The organism is Mycobacterium sp. URHB0021, from assembly GCF_054057895.1.
Window position 1 is genome coordinate 5291622 of the sequence record NZ_JBSRZT010000002.1, and the last position, 22449, is coordinate 5314070.

At 68.0% G+C, this 22449-nt stretch carries 21 protein-coding genes; 6 read left to right on the forward strand and 15 right to left on the reverse strand.

From position 1 onward, the window contains the following. Positions 1-49: 49 nt before the first annotated feature. On the forward strand, positions 50-907 hold the full coding sequence (locus ACVWWN_RS28475; protein WP_457146855.1) for a class II fructose-bisphosphate aldolase: 858 nt from the start codon (positions 50-52) through the stop codon (positions 905-907). Here ACVWWN_RS28475 and ACVWWN_RS28480 read toward each other — a convergent pair. From ACVWWN_RS28480 to ACVWWN_RS28495, 4 genes are read right to left on the reverse strand one after another with little or no spacing between them, the layout of a single operon-like run. Next, entirely contained in the window at positions 889-1950 is a 1062-nt protein-coding gene (locus tag ACVWWN_RS28480; RefSeq protein WP_457146856.1) for an ABC transporter substrate-binding protein, read from the reverse strand. The genes ACVWWN_RS28475 and ACVWWN_RS28480 overlap by 19 nt on opposite strands. Beyond that, the gene (locus ACVWWN_RS28485; protein ID WP_457146857.1) at positions 1947-3035 is read right to left on the reverse strand and encodes an ABC transporter permease; all 1089 of its coding nucleotides are present in this window, start codon (positions 3033-3035) and stop codon (positions 1947-1949) included. The genes ACVWWN_RS28480 and ACVWWN_RS28485 overlap by 4 nt, the downstream gene beginning before the upstream one ends. Beyond that, on the reverse strand, positions 3032-3796 hold the full coding sequence (locus ACVWWN_RS28490) for an ATP-binding cassette domain-containing protein (protein WP_457146858.1): 765 nt from the start codon (positions 3794-3796) through the stop codon (positions 3032-3034). The genes ACVWWN_RS28485 and ACVWWN_RS28490 overlap by 4 nt, the downstream gene beginning before the upstream one ends. After that, positions 3793-4836 carry a class I mannose-6-phosphate isomerase gene (locus ACVWWN_RS28495; protein WP_457146859.1) on the reverse strand — a complete coding sequence of 348 codons (1044 nt, stop codon included), beginning with the start codon at positions 4834-4836 and terminating at the stop codon, positions 3793-3795. The genes ACVWWN_RS28490 and ACVWWN_RS28495 overlap by 4 nt, the downstream gene beginning before the upstream one ends. Positions 4837-4999: 163 nt before the next feature. On the opposite strand from ACVWWN_RS28495, the gene ACVWWN_RS28500 reads away from it, so the two are divergent. Continuing rightward, entirely contained in the window at positions 5000-6031 is a 1032-nt protein-coding gene (locus ACVWWN_RS28500) for a LacI family DNA-binding transcriptional regulator (protein ID WP_457146860.1), read from the forward strand. Here ACVWWN_RS28500 and ACVWWN_RS28505 read toward each other — a convergent pair. The 9 genes from ACVWWN_RS28505 to dxr form a co-directional block, all read right to left on the reverse strand. After that, on the reverse strand, positions 6023-7504 hold the full coding sequence (locus ACVWWN_RS28505) for a cobyric acid synthase (RefSeq protein ID WP_457146861.1): 1482 nt from the start codon (positions 7502-7504) through the stop codon (positions 6023-6025). The genes ACVWWN_RS28500 and ACVWWN_RS28505 overlap by 9 nt on opposite strands. Then, on the reverse strand, positions 7501-8358 hold the full coding sequence (map, locus tag ACVWWN_RS28510) for a type I methionyl aminopeptidase (RefSeq protein WP_457146862.1): 858 nt from the start codon (positions 8356-8358) through the stop codon (positions 7501-7503). The genes ACVWWN_RS28505 and map overlap by 4 nt, the downstream gene beginning before the upstream one ends. 116 nt (positions 8359-8474) lie before the next feature. Then, positions 8475-9056, reverse strand: coding sequence for a DUF1707 SHOCT-like domain-containing protein (locus ACVWWN_RS28515; protein WP_457146863.1), 582 nt, complete (start codon positions 9054-9056; stop codon positions 8475-8477). Between the two features lie 101 nt (positions 9057-9157). Further along, complete coding sequence (locus ACVWWN_RS28520) at positions 9158-10972, reverse strand: penicillin-binding transpeptidase domain-containing protein (RefSeq protein WP_457146864.1); 1815 nt, start codon at positions 10970-10972, stop codon at positions 9158-9160. 104 nt (positions 10973-11076) lie between these two features. Then, entirely contained in the window at positions 11077-11748 is a 672-nt protein-coding gene (locus ACVWWN_RS28525) for a GNAT family N-acetyltransferase (protein ID WP_457146865.1), read from the reverse strand. A 93-nt stretch (positions 11749-11841) separates the two neighbouring features. Next, entirely contained in the window at positions 11842-12696 is an 855-nt protein-coding gene (locus ACVWWN_RS28530; protein ID WP_457149312.1) for a GNAT family N-acetyltransferase, read from the reverse strand. Between the two features lie 60 nt (positions 12697-12756). Continuing rightward, entirely contained in the window at positions 12757-13905 is a 1149-nt protein-coding gene (gene ispG, locus ACVWWN_RS28535) for a flavodoxin-dependent (E)-4-hydroxy-3-methylbut-2-enyl-diphosphate synthase (protein WP_457146866.1), read from the reverse strand. Between the two features lie 10 nt (positions 13906-13915). After that, positions 13916-15130 (reverse strand): M50 family metallopeptidase, encoded by a 1215-nt coding sequence (locus ACVWWN_RS28540; protein WP_457146867.1) that lies wholly within the window; start codon positions 15128-15130, stop codon positions 13916-13918. Further along, positions 15127-16269, reverse strand: a complete 1143-nt coding sequence (gene dxr, locus ACVWWN_RS28545; protein WP_457149313.1) for a 1-deoxy-D-xylulose-5-phosphate reductoisomerase — start codon at positions 16267-16269, stop codon at positions 15127-15129. The genes ACVWWN_RS28540 and dxr overlap by 4 nt, the downstream gene beginning before the upstream one ends. A gap of 211 nt (positions 16270-16480) precedes the next feature. Between dxr and ACVWWN_RS28550 the strand changes: the two genes are divergently transcribed. Continuing rightward, positions 16481-17155: a fasciclin domain-containing protein gene (locus ACVWWN_RS28550; protein WP_457146868.1), complete on the forward strand. Its 675-nt coding sequence runs from the start codon at positions 16481-16483 to the stop codon at positions 17153-17155. 96 nt (positions 17156-17251) lie between these two features. Then, on the forward strand, positions 17252-19000 hold the full coding sequence (locus ACVWWN_RS28555) for a cytochrome c biogenesis protein DipZ (RefSeq protein ID WP_457146869.1): 1749 nt from the start codon (positions 17252-17254) through the stop codon (positions 18998-19000). Here the strand turns inward: ACVWWN_RS28555 and ACVWWN_RS28560 are convergent. Both ACVWWN_RS28560 and sigI read right to left on the reverse strand, forming a co-directional pair. Beyond that, on the reverse strand, positions 18991-19977 hold the full coding sequence (locus ACVWWN_RS28560; protein WP_457146870.1) for a LysR family transcriptional regulator: 987 nt from the start codon (positions 19975-19977) through the stop codon (positions 18991-18993). The genes ACVWWN_RS28555 and ACVWWN_RS28560 overlap by 10 nt on opposite strands. 117 nt (positions 19978-20094) lie before the next feature. Then, positions 20095-20952 (reverse strand): RNA polymerase sigma factor SigI, encoded by an 858-nt coding sequence (sigI, locus tag ACVWWN_RS28565; protein WP_457146871.1) that lies wholly within the window; start codon positions 20950-20952, stop codon positions 20095-20097. A gap of 81 nt (positions 20953-21033) precedes the next feature. Between sigI and ACVWWN_RS28570 the strand changes: the two genes are divergently transcribed. Together ACVWWN_RS28570 and ACVWWN_RS28575 are read left to right on the forward strand one after the other, a co-directional pair. Next, positions 21034-21873 carry an NAD(P)H-binding protein gene (locus tag ACVWWN_RS28570; protein ID WP_457146872.1) on the forward strand — a complete coding sequence of 280 codons (840 nt, stop codon included), beginning with the start codon at positions 21034-21036 and terminating at the stop codon, positions 21871-21873. Between the two features lie 15 nt (positions 21874-21888). Then, complete coding sequence (locus ACVWWN_RS28575) at positions 21889-22368, forward strand: nitroreductase family deazaflavin-dependent oxidoreductase (protein WP_457146873.1); 480 nt, start codon at positions 21889-21891, stop codon at positions 22366-22368. The last annotated feature ends 81 nt before the right edge of the window (positions 22369-22449 follow it).

The window sequence follows — 22449 nt, forward strand, 5'->3', positions numbered from 1 at the left end:
TACATGGATATGGTTGCGTTCAATTGGGGACTCGTCAAGTAGGAGGATCATGCCGCTGGTCACCACGGCGACGCTCGTCGACCACGCCCGGTCGATCGGTTCCGGCGTCGCGGCCTTCAACGTGATCACGCTCGAACACGCGGAAGGCATCCTGGCCGGTGCGGAACGAGCGGGTGGACCCGTGATCCTGCAGGTCAGCGAGAACACCGTGAAATTCCACGGCGGCCGGCTCCGGCCACTGGCCGCTGCGCTGGCCGCCCTGGCGTCCGAGGCGGCGGTCCCGGCGAGCCTGCACCTCGATCACGTCGAGACGGCCGGCCTGTGGCACGCCACCGCGGCGGCCGGCTACTCCTCCGTCATGGTCGACGCCGGGGCGCTGCCGTACGAACAGAACGCCGCCATCACCGCCGAGGCCGTCCGGCAGCTGCACGCGCAGGGCCTCGCGGTGGAGGCCGAACTCGGATATGTCGGCGGGAAGGACACCCAGGCGTCCGATGCGCACGCGCCCGGGGTACGCACGGATCCCCGGCAGGCGGCCGAGTTCGTCGCCGCGACGGACGTGGACGCACTGGCCGTCGCCGTCGGCAGCTCACACGCCATGACCAGCCAGACCGCCGAACTCGACCTCGAACTGATCGGCGCACTGCGGGATGCGCTGCCGGTTCCGCTTGTCCTGCACGGGTCCTCGGGCGTCCCGGACCACACACTGCGAGCCGCCGTGCACGCCGGCATCGTGAAGGTGAACATCGGCACCGCGCTCAACGTGGCCTACAGCGGCGCCCTGCGGCAGACCCTCACCGGCGGAGCGGACCCCCGCAAGGCGTTGCGGGCCGCCCGCGACGCGGTCGCCGATACGGTGTCGCGCCTGGTCGACGTCGTCAGTACCGATCAGCAGTTCGACTTGTAGGCCGCCGCGCCGCCCTCACCCTCGAGGTTCTCCTTGGTGATGATCGTGAAGCCGGTCTGCACCTTCTTGGTGTTCTCGCCGCCCTCCAGCGCAGTCACCGCCTCGTCGACGCCGTACTTGCCGATCAGCCCGGGATCCTGCGCGACGAGCGCCTGGACGGTGCCCTCCCGCAGCGCCTGCATCTGATTCGGTCCCGCGTCGAATCCCACGACCTGCACCTGGCCGCTCTTGCCCGCCTGCCGGACTCCGGTCGCCGATCCTTCGGCCGAGAACAGGTTGGTGGCGAAGACGCCGACGAGATCCGGGTCCTTCTGCAGCTGGGCGCCGATGAGCTGTGCGGCGGTCGCCGGGTCGTTGTGGCTGTACTGGACGCCGACGTACTGGAACTTGCTGTCCTCCTTGACCGCTTCCTCGAAGCCCTTGGCCCGCGCGTCGGTCGTGGAGACGCCCGGGTCGATGTTCATCACCATCACCTTGCCGCCCTCGGGGTGCAGCTTCTTGATCGCTTCGAACGCCGCCCGGCCGCCACCCTCGTTGTCGCTGGCGATCTGCGACACCGCATACGACGGGTCGTTGGTCGTGGTGTCGACGAGGACCACCTTGATCCCGGCGGCGGCCGCCTGCTGCAGCGGCTGTTGCATGGCCTGGACATCGGTCGGTGCGACCAGCAACGCATCCGGCTTGCTTGCCACGATGGAGTCGACGATCGGCTTCTGCAGCGTCGGGTCGAACTTCTGCGGGCCCTGTGTTGAAACGCTGACGCCGAGCTTGGCGGCCTCATCCTGGGCGCCGCACTGCATCGTGATGTAGAACTGGTCGCCGGTGACCCCCTGCAACAACGCAATGTTGTAGTTCTTGCTGGCCTTCGGCGGTGCGGTCACGGTGGTGGCCGCCGCCGCGGGCGCGGCGCCGGTCATCGCCGGAGCCGAAGCCGAACCCGGGCTCGAGCCCTCCGACTGCGGCTTCGACGACGTGCAGGACGGGAGGGCGAGCACTATCGACCCCAATGCCCCCGCGACCAGCATTGCGCGCTTACGGTTCACCGGCGTTCCTTTCGTTGCGATTTTCTGCGTTTGAACAGGCTTCGTGAGCGCGCGCCGCGCAGGGCGGCGGCGCGTCGGGACTGGTCGACGTAGACGGCGGCGATGAGGACCGAGCCGACCGCGACACCCTGCCAGAACGGTTGCACGCCGATGATGACGAACCCGGACTGCAGCACCGCCGGGATGAACAGGCCGACGACGGTGCCGAAGATGCTGCCCTCACCGCCGAAGATCGACGTGCCACCGATCACCACCGCGGCGATGACGTTGAGATTCGTCAGCGACTGGCCGGCGATGGTCGTGGTGCCGAACTGGGCCAGCGTGAGAATCGCACCGATGCCGGCGAGCGTGCCTGCCAACGCGTAGACGAGCACCAGGTGCCGGGTGACCTTGACGCCGGTACGGCGGGCAGCCTCCTCGTTCGAGCCGATCGCGTAGGTGTATCGGCCGAACCTGGTCTTGTGCAGCAGGATTCCGCCGATGACGACGACCACCAGCGCCACGAACGGCAGGCCGGGGATGCCCAGAACTTTTGTGTACACACTGAAGTCGGTCAGCTCGGCGGGGACCGAGCGGATGTCGATGCCGCCGGTCAGCACCTGGGCCAGCCCCAGCGCGACGGAGAGCGTGCCGAGGGTGACGATGAGCGCGGGCACCTTGGCCACGGCCACCAGCACACCGTTGACGACGCCCCACACCATGCCGCCCATAATCGCGGTGATCAGGCCGGCGGCCGCCACACCGGGGCCCGTGCCGCCCATCGCCTCCATCACCTTCGCCGACACCACGGAGGCGAACACCAGCACCGAGCCGACCGAAAGGTCGATGCCGGAGGTGATGATCACGAACGTCATGCCGACGCCGAGCACCGCCCACACCGCGACGTTCTGTGAAATCAGCGAGAAGTTCCCGGTGGACAGAAAGCGGCCGCCGGCAAGGACGGTGAAGGCCAGGCAGATGGCGATCAGGACGCCGAGGATCCAGAACGCCTGCAACCCGACCACCCGCTTGACGAACGATTGCGCCGGGTCGAACTCGTCGGCGCCACCGGTCACCACGGCCTTCTCGTTGGCGACGGTATTCAAGCGACGCCCTCCCTCGCGTCCAGTGCGCCCGTCATGGCACCGACGAGTTTCTCCACCGTCGTGCCGTGTCCCGGGTAGGTGGCGACCCGCTTGCCAAGACGCAGCACCTGGATACGGTCACACACCTCGAGCACGTGCGGCATGGAATGGCTGACGAACACCACGGCGATGCCCGTGTCCCGCACCCGCTTGACCGACTCGAGCACGTTCTTGGTCTGCACAACACCCAGCGCCGCGGTGGGCTCGTCGAGAATCAGGATCTTCTTCGCCCATGCCATCGCCCTCGCGATCGCGATTCCCTGGCGCTGTCCGCCCGACATCGAACCGACCGGTGAGGCAAGCGATTTCACCGTGGCGCCGAGTTCGGCGAAGGACGCGACCGCGAGGCGGCGCATCTCCTTCTCGTCCATGAACCCGAGACGACCCAGGATTCCGTTCCGCAGAATTTCACGGCCGAGGAAGACATTCTGGACGGGATTGAGATGCGGTGCCAGCGCCAGGTCCTGGTACACCACCTCGATGCCCAGCTCTTCTGCCTGCCGCGGCCCGGACAGCTGGACCGGGCTGCCGTCGAAGTAGATCTGACCGGCGTCCAGGTCGAGATTGCCCGACAGCGCCTTGATGAGCGTGGACTTGCCTGCCCCGTTGTCGCCGATCAGTCCGACCACCTCCCCGGGGTTGACGTCGAAGTCCGCGCCGTCCAGCGCGCGAACGTGGCCGAAGCTGCGCGACAGGCCGCGTGCCTCCAGCAGTGCGGTCATGCTGCGCCTTCCCCTGAGGTCGGTACGCGCTGCGGTGGCCAGGAGTCACCGGGCCGGCACGCCAGCAAGCGGACATCGCCATCGACGCGCCACGCACCGCAGGACGCGGGCACGACCAGTGTGTTCCCGGTGGACACTGAGATGGAGTCACCGCGCGCTGCGTGGAGCGACCCGGCGCCGGACAGCACCACCGCCACGGCGAAGCCCGCAGGCATGTCGACCCCCGGCGCGAGCAGGTCCATGTGGAAGTACGGGGCCGCGGCCTCCGGCAGCACCGGCGTCAGGGCATCGACGCTTCGATGGTCGGTGTGCCGCATCAACTGGGTGATGTCGGGCAGCGGCGCGGAGTCGACGGCCGACAGCGCCACCTCGCGGTCCAGACCGAGGAAGATCTCGGCCTCGGATGCGCTGGTGTTGACGCGCTCGAGCAGGATCGACTGGTCGGTCGGTTCCTGAGCCTCCACCAGCAGGATGCCCTGTCCTATCGCGTGCGGGGTGCCACCCGGCACGAGCACCCCGTCGCCCGGCCGCACCGGGATCCGGTGCATCAGTGCCAGCATCGCCTCGGTGTCCTGCGCGTCGACCAGATCCGAGAGTCGTTTGGGCTCAACACTTTCACGCCAGCCGACCCACACCGCGGCTTCGTCGCCATCGGTCGCCAGGATGTACCACGCTTCAGTCTTGCCGTAGGCGCACCCGAGATGCCGGGAGGCGAAAGCCCGCGTGGGGTGCACATGCACGGGCAACCGTTGGCCGGCGTCCAACAGTTTCACCAGCACGCCGGTGTCGCCCGGTTCGCCGTCGTCACGGCCGAGCCACCCGCGCGGATCGCCACAGACGGCGTCGTGCAGTCGCGCGCCGTCGGCCAGGTGGGCGGGACCGAGGTCCGGCTCGCCGAATCGCGCGACGGTGGCGCCGATCCACTCCTCGGGTGAGCGTTCACCGACCGGCGGCAGTCCACGCCAGGCGGCCAGCGCCGGCCCGCCCGCGTACCAATGGGACACCACATTCGGGGGCAGGAGTTGCGGTTGCGCAGTCACCCGTCCGGCGCCTTTCTGTTCTGTTACCTGCGTCACGCGGCCGTTGGCCTGTGCGGGACAGTACGCCACATTCCCGTCTATGTCACCGGTGTCAGGAATTCCGGCCCGCATGGTCTGACATCGGTGACATACTGGCCGCTGACCGAGCGAGGAGGGACGGTCGATGGCAACCATGCGCGACGTTGCCCACCACGCCGGGGTGAGCGCCAAGACGGTTTCGCGCGTGATCAACAACGACCGCTACGTATCCGCCGAGGTGCGGGAACGGGTCGAGCGGGCGATCGACGAGCTGCAATACGTACCCAACATGCTCGCGGTCACCTTCCGGGCCGGACGCGACGCCGCGATCGGTGTGGCGGTACCCGGCGTGGCTGATCCCTTCTTCGCCAGCATCATTGACGCCGTCGAGCGTGAGGCCAGCAGGCGCGATGTCGCCGTCATTCTGACCAGCGTCGGATGGGAGCCGACGCACGAGCAGCGGTCCATCGAGGCGGTGCTGAAGCGCCAGGTGGCAGGAATGATCATCTGTCCGGTCGGCCGCGACATGTCGTATCTGCGGCCGTGGCAGAAGCGCACCCCGCTGGTGTTCGTCGATCGGGAACCCGGGCGACTGACCGCCGATGCGGTGGTGCAGGACGACGTCGGCGGCGGGCGGGATGCCACCTGCCACCTGATGTCGCACGGGCACCGCAACATCGCGTTCATGGGCGACGACACGGTGACGGGCCTGCTGCGGCTCGACGGCTGGCAGCAGGCGCTGCGGGAAGCGGGCCTGCCGCATCACCACGTGCATGTCGGTGCCCTGGACATCCCCACGCTGACGACCGCGCTGCGGACCATGCTCCATGCGCCCGACCCGCCGACCGCAGTGTTCTCCTCGAACGCCCGCTGCACGATAGCGCTCGTGTCGGTGTTGAAGGTGTTGCGCCGTAAAGATATCGGGCTGGTCGGTTTCGGCGACTTCCCGACAGCGGCGGCGCTGCGGCCCGCGGTCACGGTGATCCACCAGGACGGCGATGCGATGGGACGCTTCGCCGCCGACCGGCTGTTCGCCCGGCTGGACCAGCCCGACCGGCGGCTGCGGCGGCGGACCGTGCTGCCGGTTTCGCTGATCACCCGCACGTCGTGCGCAATGCCCGGCCAGAAGGTGCGTGAGGGACACGGCCGGCCGGGTGACGCCGGCCTGTCAGGTTGAGGAGACGATCGTCGGCCGGTCCGGTGGGCCGTCGTCCAACAGGGCGAGGACGGCGTCGACGTCGAGGTGCGCGGTGAGGAGGTCAGACATCAGGTCAAGCTGGCCGTCGCGGCGGGCCGTGACGTCGATTTCCCCGGCGACCACGAATCCGGGCCTGTGCGCCGCGGCCTCCGCCAGCCACCGTCGACGAAAGTCGTTGTTGTCCAACAGTCCGTGCCAGTGCGTGCCGTACACCGTCTCGCGCCGGATACCGACGCCGAACCAGTCGTCTTCGGTCGACCGGGCAAGTTGTCCGTGGTGGATCTCGTAACCGCGCACTCCGGTGTCGTGGTGCCGCAATGTCTTGTCTGGGGTGAACACGATGTCGGCATCCAGCAGACCGAGGCCCTCGACCGGACCGGCCTTCGATTCGACGGGGTCGTCGATGCGCCGGCACAGCATCTGAAACCCGCCGCAGATACCCAGCACCGGCCTGCCCGCCGTGGCGTGTGCGATGATGCCGTCGGCCAACCCCCGGTCACGAAGCCAGCCGAGATCGGCCACGGTGGCCTTGCTCCCGGGGATCACCACCGCGTCGGCGTCGGCGAGGTCGGCCGGGTCGCTGACCCAGCGCACCAGCACGCCGGGCTCGCACGCCAGCGCCTCGACGTCGGTGGAGTTGGAGATGCGCGGCAGACGGATCGCGGCCACCCGCAGCCACTCGGCACCGCGCGGTGGCTCAGGATCGCCCACCACACGGTGGGCGAGCACAGAAACCGAGTCCTCGGCGTCGAGCCAGAGGCCATCGGTATACGGAATCACACCGTAGGTCGGGCGGCCGGTCAGTTGACTGAGCTGGTCGAGCCCCGGTGCCAGCAGCGCGGGGTCACCGCGGAACTTGTTGACCACGAACCCGGAGATCAGCCGCTGGTCCTCGGGTTCGAGCACAGCGACCGTCCCGAACAGATGCGCCAGCAGACCGCCGCGGTCGATGTCGCCGACCAGGATCACGGGTAACTCCGCGGCGCGGGCCAACCCCATGTTCGCCAGGTCCGTTGCCCGCAGGTTGATCTCGGCGGGCGAACCGGCGCCCTCGCAGATCACCGCGTCGTATTCACTTCGCAGCGAGGCTAATTCATCGGAAACCAGTTCGGCCAGCCGGTCGCGGTGGGCGATGTAGTCCTTGGCCGCGATGGTATCGGTCACGCGGCCCTTGACGACCAGCTGCGAGGTGCGGTCGCTGCCGGGCTTCAGCAGGATCGGGTTGAACCGCACGCTCGGCGCCAGGCCCGCCGCGCGCGCCTGCATGGCCTGCGCGCGGCCGATCTCGCCGCCTTCGACGGTAACCGCCGAGTTGTTGGACATGTTCTGGGCCTTGAACGGCGCGACGCGAAGGCCCTTGCGGGCCAACAGCCGGCACAGCCCGGCGACCACCATGGACTTCCCGGCGTCGGACGTGGTGCCTGCCACAAGCAGGGCACCGGAGCGGCTCACGGCAGGGTGAGGATCTCGGCGCCGTCGTCGGTGACCACCAGCGTGTGTTCGAACTGGGCGGTCCACTTCTTGTCCTTGTTCACCACCGTCCAGCCGTCGTCCCAGATCTCGTAGTCCAGCGCGCCGAGGTTGATCATCGGCTCGATGGTGAACGTCATGCCCGGCTCCAGCACGGTCTCGACGGCCGGTTGGTCGTAGTGCAGCACCACCAGCCCGTTGTGGAATGTGGTGCCGATGCCATGGCCGGTGAAGTCGCGAACCACGTTGTAGCCGAATCGGGTTGCGAACGATTCGATGACGCGGCCGACCACGGACAGCTGGCGGCCCGGCCTGACCGCCTTGATCGCGCGCATGGTGGCCTCGTGGGTGCGCTCGACGAGCAGCCGGTGCTCCTCGGCGACATCGCCGGCCAAATAGGTGGCATTGGTGTCGCCGTGCACACCGTCGAGGTAGGCGGTGACGTCGATGTTCACGATGTCGCCCTCCTCGATCACCGTCGAATCCGGGATGCCGTGGCAGATGACCTCGTTCAGCGAGGTGCAGCAGGACTTCGGGTATCCCTTGTAGCCGAGCGTCGACGGGTAGGCGCCGTGGTCGACCATGTACTCGTGGGCGATGCGGTCCAGCTCGTCGGTCGTCACTCCGGGGGCGACGGCCTTGCCCGCCTCGGCGAGTGCGTTCGCCGCGATCCGGCCCGCCACGCGCATCTTCTCGATCACCTCGGGCGTCTGCACCCATGGCTCGGTGCCCTCGTGCGCTGTCGACTTGCCCACGTATTCGGGACGGGCGATCGAACGGGGCACCGGCAGCGTCGGTGACAGCGTGCCGGGACGAAGAGCGGTGCGGACAGGCATAACGCCAGGATAGTCACAGCTGGTTGCTGCCCTGAGGCGACCGTCTGACGGCGAAATGGAATTCCTGGTCGTTGAGCCGCAACCCTCAACGACCCTGCCTTCTTCTCGGCGAAAGTTCAGCCGCCGCGTTTGAGCCACGACTTGCGCGGACCGCGGACCGCCACCGACCCGCACACCACCTTGCCGGTCAGGATGACGTGCGGGGTGCCGTCGGCGGGTGCGTCCCTGCGGTAGTCATGGGCGCTGCCGACGTTGACCTCGACGTCGTCGATCGAGGCGCTTGCTCCGTCGGGAAGCCGCAGCTCCAGCCCGCCGAACTTCATGTCGAGCTCGATGACCACCATCGGGCCGGCGAAGCGGGCCCTGGTCAGGTCGAGGTCGATCGACCCCATCCGGCGGTGCAGCGCCAGCCGGGTGGGCACGATCCACTCACCCTGGCGCTTGAGCGACCCGAGCACGCCGCGCAACTCCACCCGGTCGGTCGCCGAGGTGACGAGCGCACCGGGGCCCGGCAGGTCGCCGACGAGAGAATCCAGATCCGAATGCAACCGGGCGCGCGACACCAGCGCCGAGCGTTCCTCGAATTCCTCGATGTCGATCAACCCGAGCGCAACCGCATTGTGCAGCCGCCGCAACGTGCCGTTGCGGTCCGCGTCCGAAATGCGCATCGCCGCGGGGTCGTGATTGATGTCCGTCATACCGCTGTCAACGGTACCGCTGCAGCTCAGCTCACGGACAGCGACGCCAGCGCCTCCGGCAAGAGTGTTACGGCGTTCCGACCGACCCTCTCGAGTAGCGCTCAGTCCAGGTAATCCGGCGGCAGCTCCTCGAACATGCCCTTGAGCATCCGGACCGCGTACTCCGAGCTGCCGCCCCCGACGATCAGCGCCGCGAATGCCATGTCGCCACGGTAACCGGCGAACCAGGCGTGGGATCCACCGTTGAATTCGGCCTCACCGGTCTTGCCGCGCACGTCGCCGGCAGACTGCAGGTCGTCGGCGGTGCCGTTGGTGACCACCAGCCGCATCATGGGTCGCAGGCCGTCGAGCATCTTCGGCGTGATCGGCGCCCGGTCCCCGGTGACGGTCGCGGGGCGGCCCTCGATCAGTTGCGGCACAGGCGTTTTCCCCGCCGCCACCGTCGCCGCGGCCATTGCCATCCCGAACGGGCTGACGAGCACCCTGCCCTGCCCGAAGCCGTCCTCGGTGCGCTCGGTGAGGTTCACCGTCGGCGGAACCGAGCCGGAGACGGTGTCGATGCCGTCGATCTGATAGTCCGGGCCGATGCCGTACTGGGCGGCGGCGGTGGTCAACCCACGCGGCGGCATCCTGCTGGCCAGCTCGGCGAACGTGGTGTTGCACGAACTGGCGAACGCCCGCGACATCGGTACCGTGCCGAGGTCGAACCCGCCGTAGTTCGGGATGGTGCGCTGTCCGATGTCCATGTGCCCAGGGCAGGCGAGCAGCGTGTTCGGAGTGGCCATATCGCGGTCGATGGCGGCGCCGGCGGTGATGATCTTGAAGGTCGAGCCGGGCGGGTACAGGCCCATCGTGGCGAGGGGTCCCTCGGAATCGGCCGCGGCGTTCTGTGCGACGGCCAGGATCTCCCCCGTCGACGGCTTGATCGCCACGATCATCGCCTTCTTGCCGGTGGTGTTGACCGCGCCCTGCGCGGCGTTCTGCACCGCCCGGTCCAGGCTGATGGTCACCGACGGCGCGGCGGCGCCTTGCACCTCGTTGAGCACGTCGACGTCGACGCCGTTCTGGTTGACCGTGACCACTCGCCAGCCGGCCTGGCCGTCGAGTTCGTCGATCACCGCGGACTTGACCTGACTGACGATTTCCGGCGCGAAGGCGTCGTCGGTGGGTAACAGGTCGGCCTGTGGCGTCACGACCACACCGGGCAGCGCGGCGATGGCAGGCGCCACCCTGTCGTGGTCGGACTGTCGCAACGTGATGAGACTCAGCGGATCCTTCGAGGAGCTCGCCTGCTCGGCGAGACGTTGGGCGTCCATGGTGTCGTCGAACGGGCGGAGTGCGTCGGCGACCGCCCGGGCGGTCGACATCAGCGCACCGCCTGCCGCCTTGGCGTCCAGCGTGTAGTGGTACAGGTTGCCTGGCACCAGCACGTCGCTGCCGCCCCGTTCGTTCACCGACGCGCGGCGCGGCGGGTCGGCCCGCAATGCCAGGGTCTGGTGCTCGCCGAGTTTCGGATGCAGTCCGGTTGCGCTCCAGCGGACCTCCCAGTGCCCCTCGTCGCGCACCATGTTCAGCTGTCCGTCATAGGTCCAGGTGCGGTGCTTGGGCAGGTGCCAGGTGTAGCGGTAGGAGATGCTGCCGGTGTCCTCGGCGTAGCGCGAGCCCAGGATCTGCGTGTCGAGGCTGATCGCTTGCAGCCCGGCCCATGCCTCGTTGAGCGCGGCCCTGGCGTCCGCGGGATGGTCGCTGAGTTCGGCCGCGGCGGCCGTGTCGCCCTTGGCCAGTGCGGCGAAGAACTGCTCGGCCACCGGCTCGGGCCCATTGGGTTTCGGGGTGCAGGCGTTGAGCGATGCGACCACGGCGACGGCCGTCAGCACGCTGGCCGCACGTGATGCTGATGAGATCCATGTTGCCATTGGGGCAGATGTTAGAAGGGTTGCCCGTGATATCCACGAAGGCGCACCGAGATCGAACCGTGACTGTCGCCGCAGGCGGCGCGTCCGTGCTTCGAAACGTCGAACTACGCGCCGTACCCACCGGCCCCCGGCGCGCGCACCACCAACGGCACCGCCGGGAAATAGGCGGCCATCTCCGAGCGTGACTTCCGCAGCGCGGCCGTGCCCAGACCCTGCTTGCGGTGGGCCGGGTGAATCCAGACCCGCACGTTCACCTCGCCACCGGCCAGCTCGCCGAACACCATGCCGACCTTCTCCGGACCGTCGACCGCGACGAACCACGCCGCCTCTTCGGCTTCGAGACGACCGATCGCATCGCGAATCTCCTCGTCGAGGTCTCCGGCGGGGGCCCCGGAGCCGTCGCCCGCCGCACGGACGTCGTCAGTGCGGGCGGCGAAGATGTCGCGGTCGGACTCGGCCGAGAAGGGCCGCAGTTGCAGGTTGGCGCCGGTACTCGCCGGCTGGTTTCCCTTCGTGAAGCTGAGTTCTTTGTTCAGATCTTCGAGCTCGGCGGCAATTCGACGCCGCGACACCTTGGTGAGCCGGTCAAACGACAGCCTCAGTACCGCTTCTCCGCACTCCGGCGTCGTCTCGAGGAGCGTGGCGATTGACTCGATGGCGGCGTCGTAGTCCTCCGAGGTGACGATGACGTCGAGCACCTCGTGCCGCCGTTCGAGCGCGCGCACCAGTGCGTCGGCGATCTCCCTGCGGGCGACTTTCGGATCAAGCTCAGCCATGCCGTGAGCCTAACCACCGCAACGGTGTTGGCCGTCAAAATATCGCTTTTGGTGAAAGTCACTATCCCAGGCCGTTGTCCGGCTCGCGGGCCGTCAGTCCAGCAGCACGGTGGCGAACGTGCCGACCTGAGTGAAACCGATGCGGGCATAGGTCGCTCGGGCGACGGTGTTGAAGCTGTTCACGTAAAGGCTGGCGATGCGGCCGCCACGAACCACGGCCGACGCCAGCGTCGCCGTGCCGGCGGTGCCCAGGCCGCGGCCGCGCCAATCCGGATGCACCCACACGCCTTGGATCTGGCCGACGGTGGGTGACTGCGACCCGACCTCTGCCTTGAACACGACCTGCCCGCGCTCGAAGCGGGCCCACGCCCGGCCGGTGGCGATCAGCCCGGCGACCCGGCGACGGTAACCGCGACCGCCGTCACCGATCCGCGGGTCGATGCCGACCTCGCCGATGAACATGTCGATGGCCGCCACCAGGTATGCGTCCAGCTCGTCGATGCGGACCGGTCGCACCGCGGGGTCCATCGCGCTCTGCGGTGCACCCGACAGCGCCATCAACGGCTGATGCTCGCGCACATCGCGCGCGGGGCCCCAGACGTGCTCGAGCCGCTGCCACATCGGCATGACCAGCTCGGCGCGGCCCACCAACGACGAGCACCGCCGCGCTTGGCTCATCGCCTTGTCGGCAAAGGCGTGCAGATCGCCCGATTCGCCGCGCAGCGGAATGAGGTTCGCGCCTGCGTAGCAGAGGGATTCACTGGCCCGCCGCCGTGTCCACAACTCGCCGCCGATCGCCGACGGCTCGACGCCGTGCTCGCACACCCGGGACGCCACCATGCATGATCCGACCGGATCGTCGTCGAGCACCCGACGCACCGCCGCGGCATCGCGAACAACGGACACCCGGCGCTCGTCGACAAGACGAAACAGAGGCGGAGCCGACATGCTGACTCTTTCTGCGAATCCCGGCGGGAGGTAGGTGACCCCGCTCACAGGGGCCGTCCTTTAGCTTACGGTCACAACCGGCGAACCGCTCGCATCTGTTCCGCGCTCTTCAGCGATTCGCATCGCCTCTTCGATCAGTGTCTCGACGATCTGCGCCTCGGGGACGGTCTTGATCACCTCGCCCTTGACGAAGATCTGACCCTTGCCGTTCCCGGACGCCACCCCGAGGTCGGCCTCTCGGGCCTCGCCCGGACCGTTGACGACGCAGCCCATCACCGCGACGCGCAGCGGAACCTCCAGCCCGTCCAGTCCCGCACTGACCTCGTTGGCCAGCGTGTACACGTCGACCTGGGCGCGGCCGCAGGACGGACAGGACACGATCTCCAGTGACCGGGGCCGCAGGTTGAGCGACTCGAGGATCTGGTTGCCGACCTTGACCTCCTCGATCGGCGGTGCCGACAGCGAGACGCGGATGGTGTCGCCGATGCCCTTGGACAGCAGGGCGCCGAACGCGACGGCGGATTTGATCGTGCCCTGAAACGCCGGGCCGGCCTCGGTGACGCCGAGGTGCAGTGGGTAGTCGGACTTGGCCGCCAACTGCTCGTAGGCGGCGACCATGATGACGGGGTCGTTGTGCTTGACGCTGATCTTGATGTCGCCGAAGCCGTGCTCCTCGAACAGCGACGCCTCCCACAGGGCGCTTTCGACCAGCGCCTCCGGGGTCGCCTTGCCGTACTTCTCCATGAAGCGCTTGTCCAGCGATCCGGCGTTCACGCCGATGCGGATCGGAATGCCCGCAGCGCCTGCCGCTTTCGCGACTTCGGCGACGCGGCCGTCGAACTCCTTGATGTTTCCCGGGTTCACCCGCACCGCGGCGCATCCGGCGTCGATCGCGGCGAAGATGTATTTCGGCTGAAAGTGGATGTCGGCGATCACGGGGATCTTGGACTTCGTGGCGATCGCCGACAGCGCGTCGGCGTCCTCCTGTCGCGGACACGCCACCCGGACGATGTCGCAGCCCGACGCGGTCAACTCGGCGATCTGCTGCAGCGTCGCGTTGATGTCGTGGGTCTTGGTGGTGCACATCGACTGCACGGCCACCGGGTAATCACTTCCGACGCCGACGTCCCCGACCATCAGCTGACGGGTCTTGCGCCGAGGCGCGAGCGTCGGTGCGGGCGGGGCCGGCATGCCTAAACCGACGGACATGAATTCTCCCCTACTGGAACAACCTGATCGGGTTGACCAGGTCAGCGGTCACGGTCAGCAGCATGTAGCCGACCACCACCACCAGAATGACGTAAGTGGCGGGCATGAGCTTGAGATAGTTCACCGGCGCCGCGGCCACCATGCCGCGCGCCTTCCGCATCATATTGCGAAGCTTCTCGAACACCGCAATCGCGATGTGGCCGCCGTCGAACGGAAGCAGCGGCACGAGGTTGATGGCGCCGAGCACGAAGTTCAGCTGCGCGAGAAAGAACCAGAACGCCACCCACAGCCCGTGCTCGACGGTGTCACCGCCGATGATGCTGGCGCCGACCACGCTGATCGGCGTCTCGGGATCGCGCTCTCCGCCGCCGATCGAGTGCACGAGCGCACCGATCTTGGTCGGAATCTTGGCCAGCGACTTGCCCAGTTCGACGGCGAGGTCGCCGGTGAAGGCGAACGTCGCGGGCACCGCGGAGAACGGGTTGTAGTGCGTCGGTCCGAACTGTGCGGCGCTGATGCCGATGGCTCCCACCGTCGACATCTTGTCGCCCTTGTCGTCGAGCCGCTGGGTCCGGGCGACGTTGACCACCGCGGCGATCTTTTCGCCGTTGCGCTCGAAGACCACCGGGGTCGGCCCGGACGCCTTCTGAAGCGCGGTCCTGGCTTCCTCGAAAGTTCCCACCGACGAGTCGCCGACCTTGACGATCACGTCACCGGATCGGATTCCCGCCTCGGCGGCCGGTCCGGGGCCCGTGCATTCGGCCAGCTTGTCCTTGCTGATCTGCGCTGCGACACAACCGGTTTCACCGACCATGGCGGTGGTCGGGGGATGCAGGTTGGGCAGACCCCACACGACTGCGATGGCATAGATGAGCACCAGCCCGATGACGAAGTTCATGGCGGGCCCCGCGGCGAGCACCGCCGCGCGCTTCCACGTCTTCTGCCGGAACATGGCGCGCTCGTGTTCGTCGGGCGCCAACTCCTCGATCGACGTCATGCCCGCGATATCGCAGAACCCACCCAGCGGGACCGCCTTCACCCCGTACTCGGTGGAGCCCAGCCGATTCGGCCGGCGGGTGGACCACAGCGTGGGGCCGAAGCCGACGAAGTACCGTCGCACCTTCATCCCGGTGGCCCGCGCGACCCACATGTGCCCACATTCGTGCAGGGCCACCGACAACAGAATGGCCAGCGCAAACAGCACGACGCCCAAAACCCACATCATTTGGCGGTGACGACCTCCCGGGATACAGCGCCCCTCGCCCGGTCACGGGCCCAGCGTTGCGCATCAAGTACGTCATCCACGGTAGCGGGTTCGGCCGCCCACTGGTCGGCAGCGCGCAGCACCCCGGCAATGGTGCGCACGATTGCCGGGAACCGGATGCGCCCATCCAGGAAGGCCGCCGCGGCCTCCTCGTTGGCGGCGTTGTACACCGCGGTCAGGCAACCGCCGCCCTCACCGGCACGCCGCGCGAGCTCCACGGCGGGAAATACACGGGCGTCGAGTGGCTCGAACTCCCAGGTGGAGGCGGTAGAGAAGTCGCACGCTCGGGCCGCTCCGGGCACCCGGGACGGCCAGCCCAGCGCCAACGCGATGGGCAGTTTCATATCCGGCGGGCTGGCCTGCGCCACGGTGGAGCCATCGGTGAAAGTCACCATCGAGTGCACGATCGACTGCGGATGGACGACGACCTCGATGCGGGGGTACGGGACGCCGAAGAGCAGGTGGGTCTCGATGAGCTCGAGGCCCTTGTTGACCAACGATGCAGAGTTGAGGGTGTTCATCGGGCCCATCGACCAAGTCGGATGCGCTCCGGCCTGCTCGGGCGTGACGCCCTCGAGACGCTCGGCGGGCCAGCCGCGGAACGGGCCGCCCGACGCCGTGAGGACGATCTTGGCGACTTCCTCCGGGCTGCCGCCGCGGAGGCACTGCGCCATGGCCGAGTGTTCGGAGTCGACGGGCACGATCTGTCCCGGCTTGGCGGCCTTCACCACCAGCGGCCCGCCGGCGACCAGCGATTCCTTGTTCGCCAGGGCCAGCCGTGCACCGGTGGCGAGCGCCGCCAGCGTGGGCTTCAGTCCGAGCGCCCCGACGAGGGCGTTGAGAACGACGTCGGCCTCGGTGGTCTCCACCAGCCGGGTGGCCGCCTCGGGTCCGGAGTAGGTGACGTCACCGACCCGGGCGGCGGCGGCATCGTCGGCGACGGCGATGTTCGCGACGCCCGTCTCTGCGCGTTGCCGCCCCAACAGCTCGGGATTGCCGCCACCAGCGGCCAACCCGACGACCTCGAAGCGATCCGGGTTGGCAGCGATGACCTCGAGCGCCTGGGTGCCGATCGAGCCGGTGCTGCCCAGGATCAGCACTCGAAGGCGGTCGTTCGTGGTCACCGACCCATTGTGCCGCTTCGGAGGCAAACCCACTAAGCGCCGCCCGTTGCGGGCCGTGCCGCAAAAGTGACGCATGTGTGACGCACCCCGCTGCGCGGCATCCGTGACGGCCGTCACTCCGAATCCCGGGTGTCAGTGCAGAGGGTGGGCCGCCCGGTCCGCCCGCGACAAGGGAGCAGACAGCACCATGAGAATCGTCAACCGCAAGACTCTCGCGGCCGCAGGCTTGGCCTCGGCAGCGATCCTGAGCGTGTCGGCTTGTTCGAGTGACACGTCCACGTCCGCGACGGCCGAGCCCATCACGAGTTCCAGTGCGGTGGCGCCGAGCGCCGCACCGGCCCCGATGGACGCGCCGATGGATGCCGCCAGCGGCCTGGTCGGCGCGGCTTGCGCGGACTATGCCGCGCAGAATCCGACCGGCCCCGGTTCGGTGACCGGCATGGCGCAGGACCCGGTGGCCGTCGCCGCATCCAACAACCCGATGCTGACGACGCTGACCGCCGCGGTGTCGGGCAAGCTCAACCCGAACGTGAACCTCGTCGACACACTCAACGGCAGCCAGTTCACGGTGTTCGCACCCACCGATGCCGCGTTCGCAAAGATCGATCCTGCGACCATCGAGAAGCTGAAGACTGATTCGGCACTGCTCAACAGCATCCTCACCTACCACGTGGTGCCCGGCCAGGCGAGTCCCGCTCAGGTCGTCGGCACCCACACGACGGTGCAGGGCGGCGACCTGGCGGTGACCGGTGCGGGCAACAACCTCAAGGTCAACGGCGCGGGCGTGGTGTGCGGCGGCGTGCGGACGGCCAACGCCACCGTGTACATGATCGATACCGTGCTGATGCCGCCGGCGAATTAGCCCTCGACACAACCGAACCCAAAACAGCCCGGCTCCACGGCCGGGCTGTTTTGTGCTATCGCCCATCCGAATGTGTTGTGGCTCCGAATAACTGGCATGTTCACACTTGCCCTGATCGGCTTCATCGGTGGCTTGATCACCGGCATCTCGCCATGCATCCTGCCCGTGTTGCCGGTCGTCTTCTTCTCCGGCGCACAGAGCGCGCGCGCCGAATCCCGCGGCGAGGAAGGCGGCGGGACGGCGACGGCGGTCAAGTCCGGGCCCTCGCTGTCCGAAAGGCTGCGGCCCTACCGCATCATCGCGGGGCTGGTGCTCAGCTTCAGCGTCGTCACCCTGGCCGGTTCGGCGCTGTTGTCGTTGCTGCATCTGCCTCAGGACGCGCTCAGATGGGTCGCGCTTGTCGCGTTGGCGGCCATCGGCATCGGACTCATCTTCCCCAAGGTCGAGGCGTTGCTCGAGAAGCCGTTCTCCCGACTGCCGCAGAGGCGGTTCGGTTCCGGCAACAGCGGATTCGGCATCGGACTTGCCCTCGGCGTGCTCTATGTGCCCTGCGCCGGGCCGGTCCTCGCGGCCATCGTCATCGCCGGTGCCATCGGAACCATCGGCCTGCCGACGGTGGTCTTGACGCTGTCGTTCGCCGTCGGGGCCGCGCTGCCGCTGCTGTTCTTCGCGCTGGCGGGCCGTCAGGCCGCCGAACGCGTCGCGGCATTTCGGCGCAAGCAGCGTGAGATCCGGATCGGGGCAGGTGTGGTGACAATACTGTTGGCGGTGGCGTTGGTGTTCAACCTGCCTGCCGCGCTGCAGCGAGCCATCCCTGACTACACGGGCAACCTTCAGAAGAGTGCCGTCGATGACGAACAGCTGCGCGGCAAGCTGAATCTGGGCGGGCTGGTCAACGATCAGAACAGGGAGTTGGCCAACTGCACCGACGGCGCCCCGGTCCTGGAATCGTGCGGCACCGCCCCCGACGTCACCGGAATCTCCGGTTGGCTGAACACTCCCAACAATTCACCGGCCGACCTGAAGTCGTTGCGGGGCAAGGTCGTTCTGGTCGACTTCTGGGCGTATTCGTGCATCAACTGCCAACGCGCCATCCCGCACATCGTCGACTGGTACAAGGCCTACAACGACGCCGGCCTCGAGGTGATCGGGGTGCACACCCCGGAGTACGCGTTCGAGCGGGTTCCCGCGAATGTCGCCAGCGGCGCCGAAGACCTCGGCATCACCTATCCCGTGGCACTCGACAGCAGCCACTCGACCTGGACCAACTATCGCAATCGGTACTGGCCGGCGAAGTACCTCATCGACGCGGACGGCATCGTCCGGCACATCAAGTTCGGCGAGGGCGACTACAACATCACGGAAAACCTTATCCGCCAGCTCCTCTCGGATGCGAACCCCGGGACCGAACTGCCCGCGCCGACGGAGGACGTCGACTCCACCCCCACCGCCGAGTTGACCCCGGAGACCTACCTGGGAGTGGGCAAGGTGGTCAACTACGGCGGGGTGGGCAGCTACGACGAGGGCGATGCGACGTTCCGCTACCCGGATCGCCTTGCCGATGACACGTTCGCCTATCGCGGCGCGTGGACCCTGGATTACCAGGGCGCCACCGCCGGTGGCCCGGAGTCGGGCATCGCGCTGAACTACCGTGCCCGCAATGTGTACCTGGTGGTGGGCGGTACCGGCACCGTGACGGTGGTCCGCGACGGGAGGTCCAGGGAGATTCCCGTCAGCGGAGCACCCACGCTGCGTCAGATCGTCGCCGACGGCACGGCGCGGCGCGGATTGGTGGAGGTCCGGCTGAGCCGAGGGCTGCAGGCCTTTTCGTTCACCTACGGATGATCCGCGACCGACGCCGCCTCGAATGCCGCGAGGAGATCGGCGACGTCGGTTCTCCTGGAATTGGCCGGCCACACCGCCCAGGTGCGCCTCATCAGCGGCTGGCCCGCGAGCGGACGCCACGTCACCTGGTCCGGGATCGGGCTCACCCAGCTCTCGGGCGCCAGCGCGAAGGACCGGCCTCCACTCACCGCGGCGAACATGATCGAGGTGATCGGCGGCAGTTCGTCGCTGTCGGCGTTGTCGGCGTTGATGCCATGGCTTCGCAGAACCGCGGTCATCTCGTCGTACCAATTCGGGCTGTCGGCGCGGGCGAACCGGATCCATTCCAATGCCGACAGGTCCGCCAGCCGGATGCCACCGGGCCCGGTCAGCCGATCGGCGACGTGCGATGCGACCACCACGCCGAGGCTGTCGCGCTTCAACAGCATCGTGTCGAACTCGGGTCCGTTGGGTCGTTCAAGCGTCACCGACAGGTCGAGCTTCCCGGTGCGGAGTGCGACGAACTGTTCCGGCAGGGACAGCTGCCGCACCCGCACATGTGGCGAGGGGCTCCCGGCGGCGTACGTGGCCAGCGCCTGCAGCAGCGCCGGACTCAGTTCCGCCGGCACGCAGAGGTTGATGACCGGCCGTTCCCTGTTGTGCTCAGCCATCTTTCGGAGAATCCTGTCGTGATGCGCCAGGAATGCGCGCGCCTCGGCGAGCAGTGTCAGCCCGTGTGGAGTCGTCCGTACTCCGGTGTTGCTGCGCTCCAACAACTTGATGCCGAGCTGGCGTTCGAGCGCGTTGATGGTTTGCGACAGGGCGGGCTGGCTCACATGCAGCCGTCGCGATGCCGCCGAAAGGCCGCCCTCCTCCGCGATCGCCACGAACGCTTCGAGTTTGGCCGGCGTGAAATGGCTGCTGCCGCGGTAGACATGCTCGGCTACCCGCAGCGCGCTGGACTGAGCGGTGGTCAACTCGGCGCTCAGAACGCTCACGGCGGTCCTCCTCGGGCGTCCTTGATCAGGCCCAGATGTCACATTAAGCGCCGTGCTGGCCAGTGGCTGTACGGGCTCTGTGACTTTCCTCTATAACGCCTGCGAGTCCATTTCGAGTCACCGGCGGCGTGCCGCCGACGGATCCACTGTGGCCTCGATCTTGAGGATGCGGCCGCCGCGTACGGTCAGCATCACCACGGCGAACAGCCGACGGTGTGCGAACGCCAGCAGCACGGGTTCACCGACCGGTCCGCTGACCAGGGTGGCATCGCTTCCGAGATAGCGCAGCAGATTGCGGCCCACCTCCTCGGCTCCGTGATTGACCTGCGGCGGCGGCGCAGGGTCGGCCAGGATCGTGCCGACGCCCCACACCGTGGGATCCAGAACCGAGATCAACGCCTGCAGGTCACCGTTCGCGCAGGCGGTGATGAACTTCTCGGTGACGTCGTGATGTTCGACGTCGTCGATGTCGGGCCGCCGTGCGGCCGCGCCGGAGAACTTCGCGCGCGCCCGCCGCGCGAGTTGGCGACATGTGCCGACCGGTCTGCCGACCGTCTCGGCAATCTCGTCGAACGGCAGACCGAAGACGTCGTGAAGCACGAACGCCACCCGCTCACCGGGGCTCAACCGCCGCAACACCTCGAGCAACGCGATGCGGACTTCGTCGTCGAGGGTGACCCGATCGGCGGGATCGAGGCCGGCCGCGGGAGCGGTTTCGGCAGCGCCCGACTCGTCGGGCCGTTCGTGGCGGACGCGCGCCGACCGTAGCTGGTCGAGGCAGAGACGCCCGGCAACGACGGTCAGCCAGGCGCGGACGTCGTCGATCTCCGACCGGTCCGTCCGGGACAGTCGCAGGAACGCCTCCTGCGCGACGTCTTCGGCATCACCGATGTCGCCGAGCATCTGATACGCGAGATTCACCAGGTAGGGGCGATGGTCTCGCCATGCCACCTCCACCGGCGCGGAACCGCTCATGACGGTACGACGGGGCAGTGCCGCCGAAAGTTACCGAACCCGGCGGGTAACTTTCTCGGCCGCCGCGTCGTCCTTGATCGCATGAACGCAATTCTCGTCACGGGCGCCACCGGCAACGTCGGCCGCCCTCTGGTCACTGAACTGGCGGCTGCGGGCGCACGGGTCCGCGCGGTCACCCGCGATCCGGATCACGCCTCGTTTCCCGCCGGTGTGGAGGTGGTGGCGTCGGCGGCCGAGGGGCTTCCCGGCTCGTCGGCCGTGTTTCTCAATTCTCGCGCCCTCGGCGACGAACTCGCCGACGTGGTCGAGGCGGCCCGCCGCCGCGGGGTCCGGCGCCTCGTCGCGCTGTCCGCCATCAACGCCGATGACGACTTCTCCCGCCAGCCGTCGCGCTTCCGCGGCGACCGCAACAGGGAAACCGAGCAGTTGGCCGCCGATTCCGGTCTCGAATGGGTGAGTCTGCGTCCAACGGTGTTCGCCACCAACTTCTTCGGCATGTGGGCACCTCAGTTACAGGCCGGCGATGTGGTCACCGGGCCGTTCGCGGCGGCATCGACCGCACCCATCGTCGAGCGTGACATCTCGGCGGTCGCGGCACGGGCGCTGCTGACCGACGACCTTATCGCTCAGAGGATTCCGCTGACCGGGCCGCAGGCCTTCACGAACACCGACCTCGTGGGCGTCATCGGTGCGGTGCTCGGCCGCACCTTGAGTTACCGGGAGGCGCCCACCGAGATGGTGCGGCAACGCTTCATCGGTCTGGGGTTTCCCGCCGAGTTCGGCGATGCGTACATCGCCTTCTTGTCGGCCACGGTCGGAAAGCCGGCGCTGGTGACCCATGACGTCGACAAGATTCTCGACCGCCCGGCCACGACTTTCGCCGAAGCCGTCCTGGCCCATCGGCATCTGTTCACCAATTAGACAAGGAGATGTGCCATGTCAGTGCTCCATCCACCCAGCTACCTCAAGCCGATGAACAAACTCGTGCGGGCCGTTCAGAAGCTCGGTATCCCGACCGGGCCGGCAATGGTGCTAACGGTGCCGGGGCGCGAGTCGGGCCGCCCGCGCAGCACCCCGATGACGCCGTTCGAGCACGACGGCCACCTGTATGTGGTGGCCGGCTACCCGGGTGCGGACTGGGCGGCCAACGCACGGGCCGCCGGCACTGGAACCCTTTCTCGTGGCCGCAGGTCACGACCCGTGAAGATGGTGGAACTCAGTGCGGCGGAGGCGGGTCCGGTGCTCAGGGCGTTCGCGGTCAAGGTGCCGGTGGGCGTCGGCTTCGCGAAGCGCTCGGGGCTGGTGCGCACGGGCGCACCCGACGAGTTCGAGGCGCTCGCCGGTCGGCTCGCCGTCTTCAGGTTCGACGGCCGCGACCGCGGCGACGCCGGCACCGGTAGTCAACGCATCTCATAGCGCCCGGTTGACTGCTTCAGACGGCCGAGCAGGGTGGTTGCGACGATGTCCATCCGGATTGGAGCACACGATGCCGTTGAA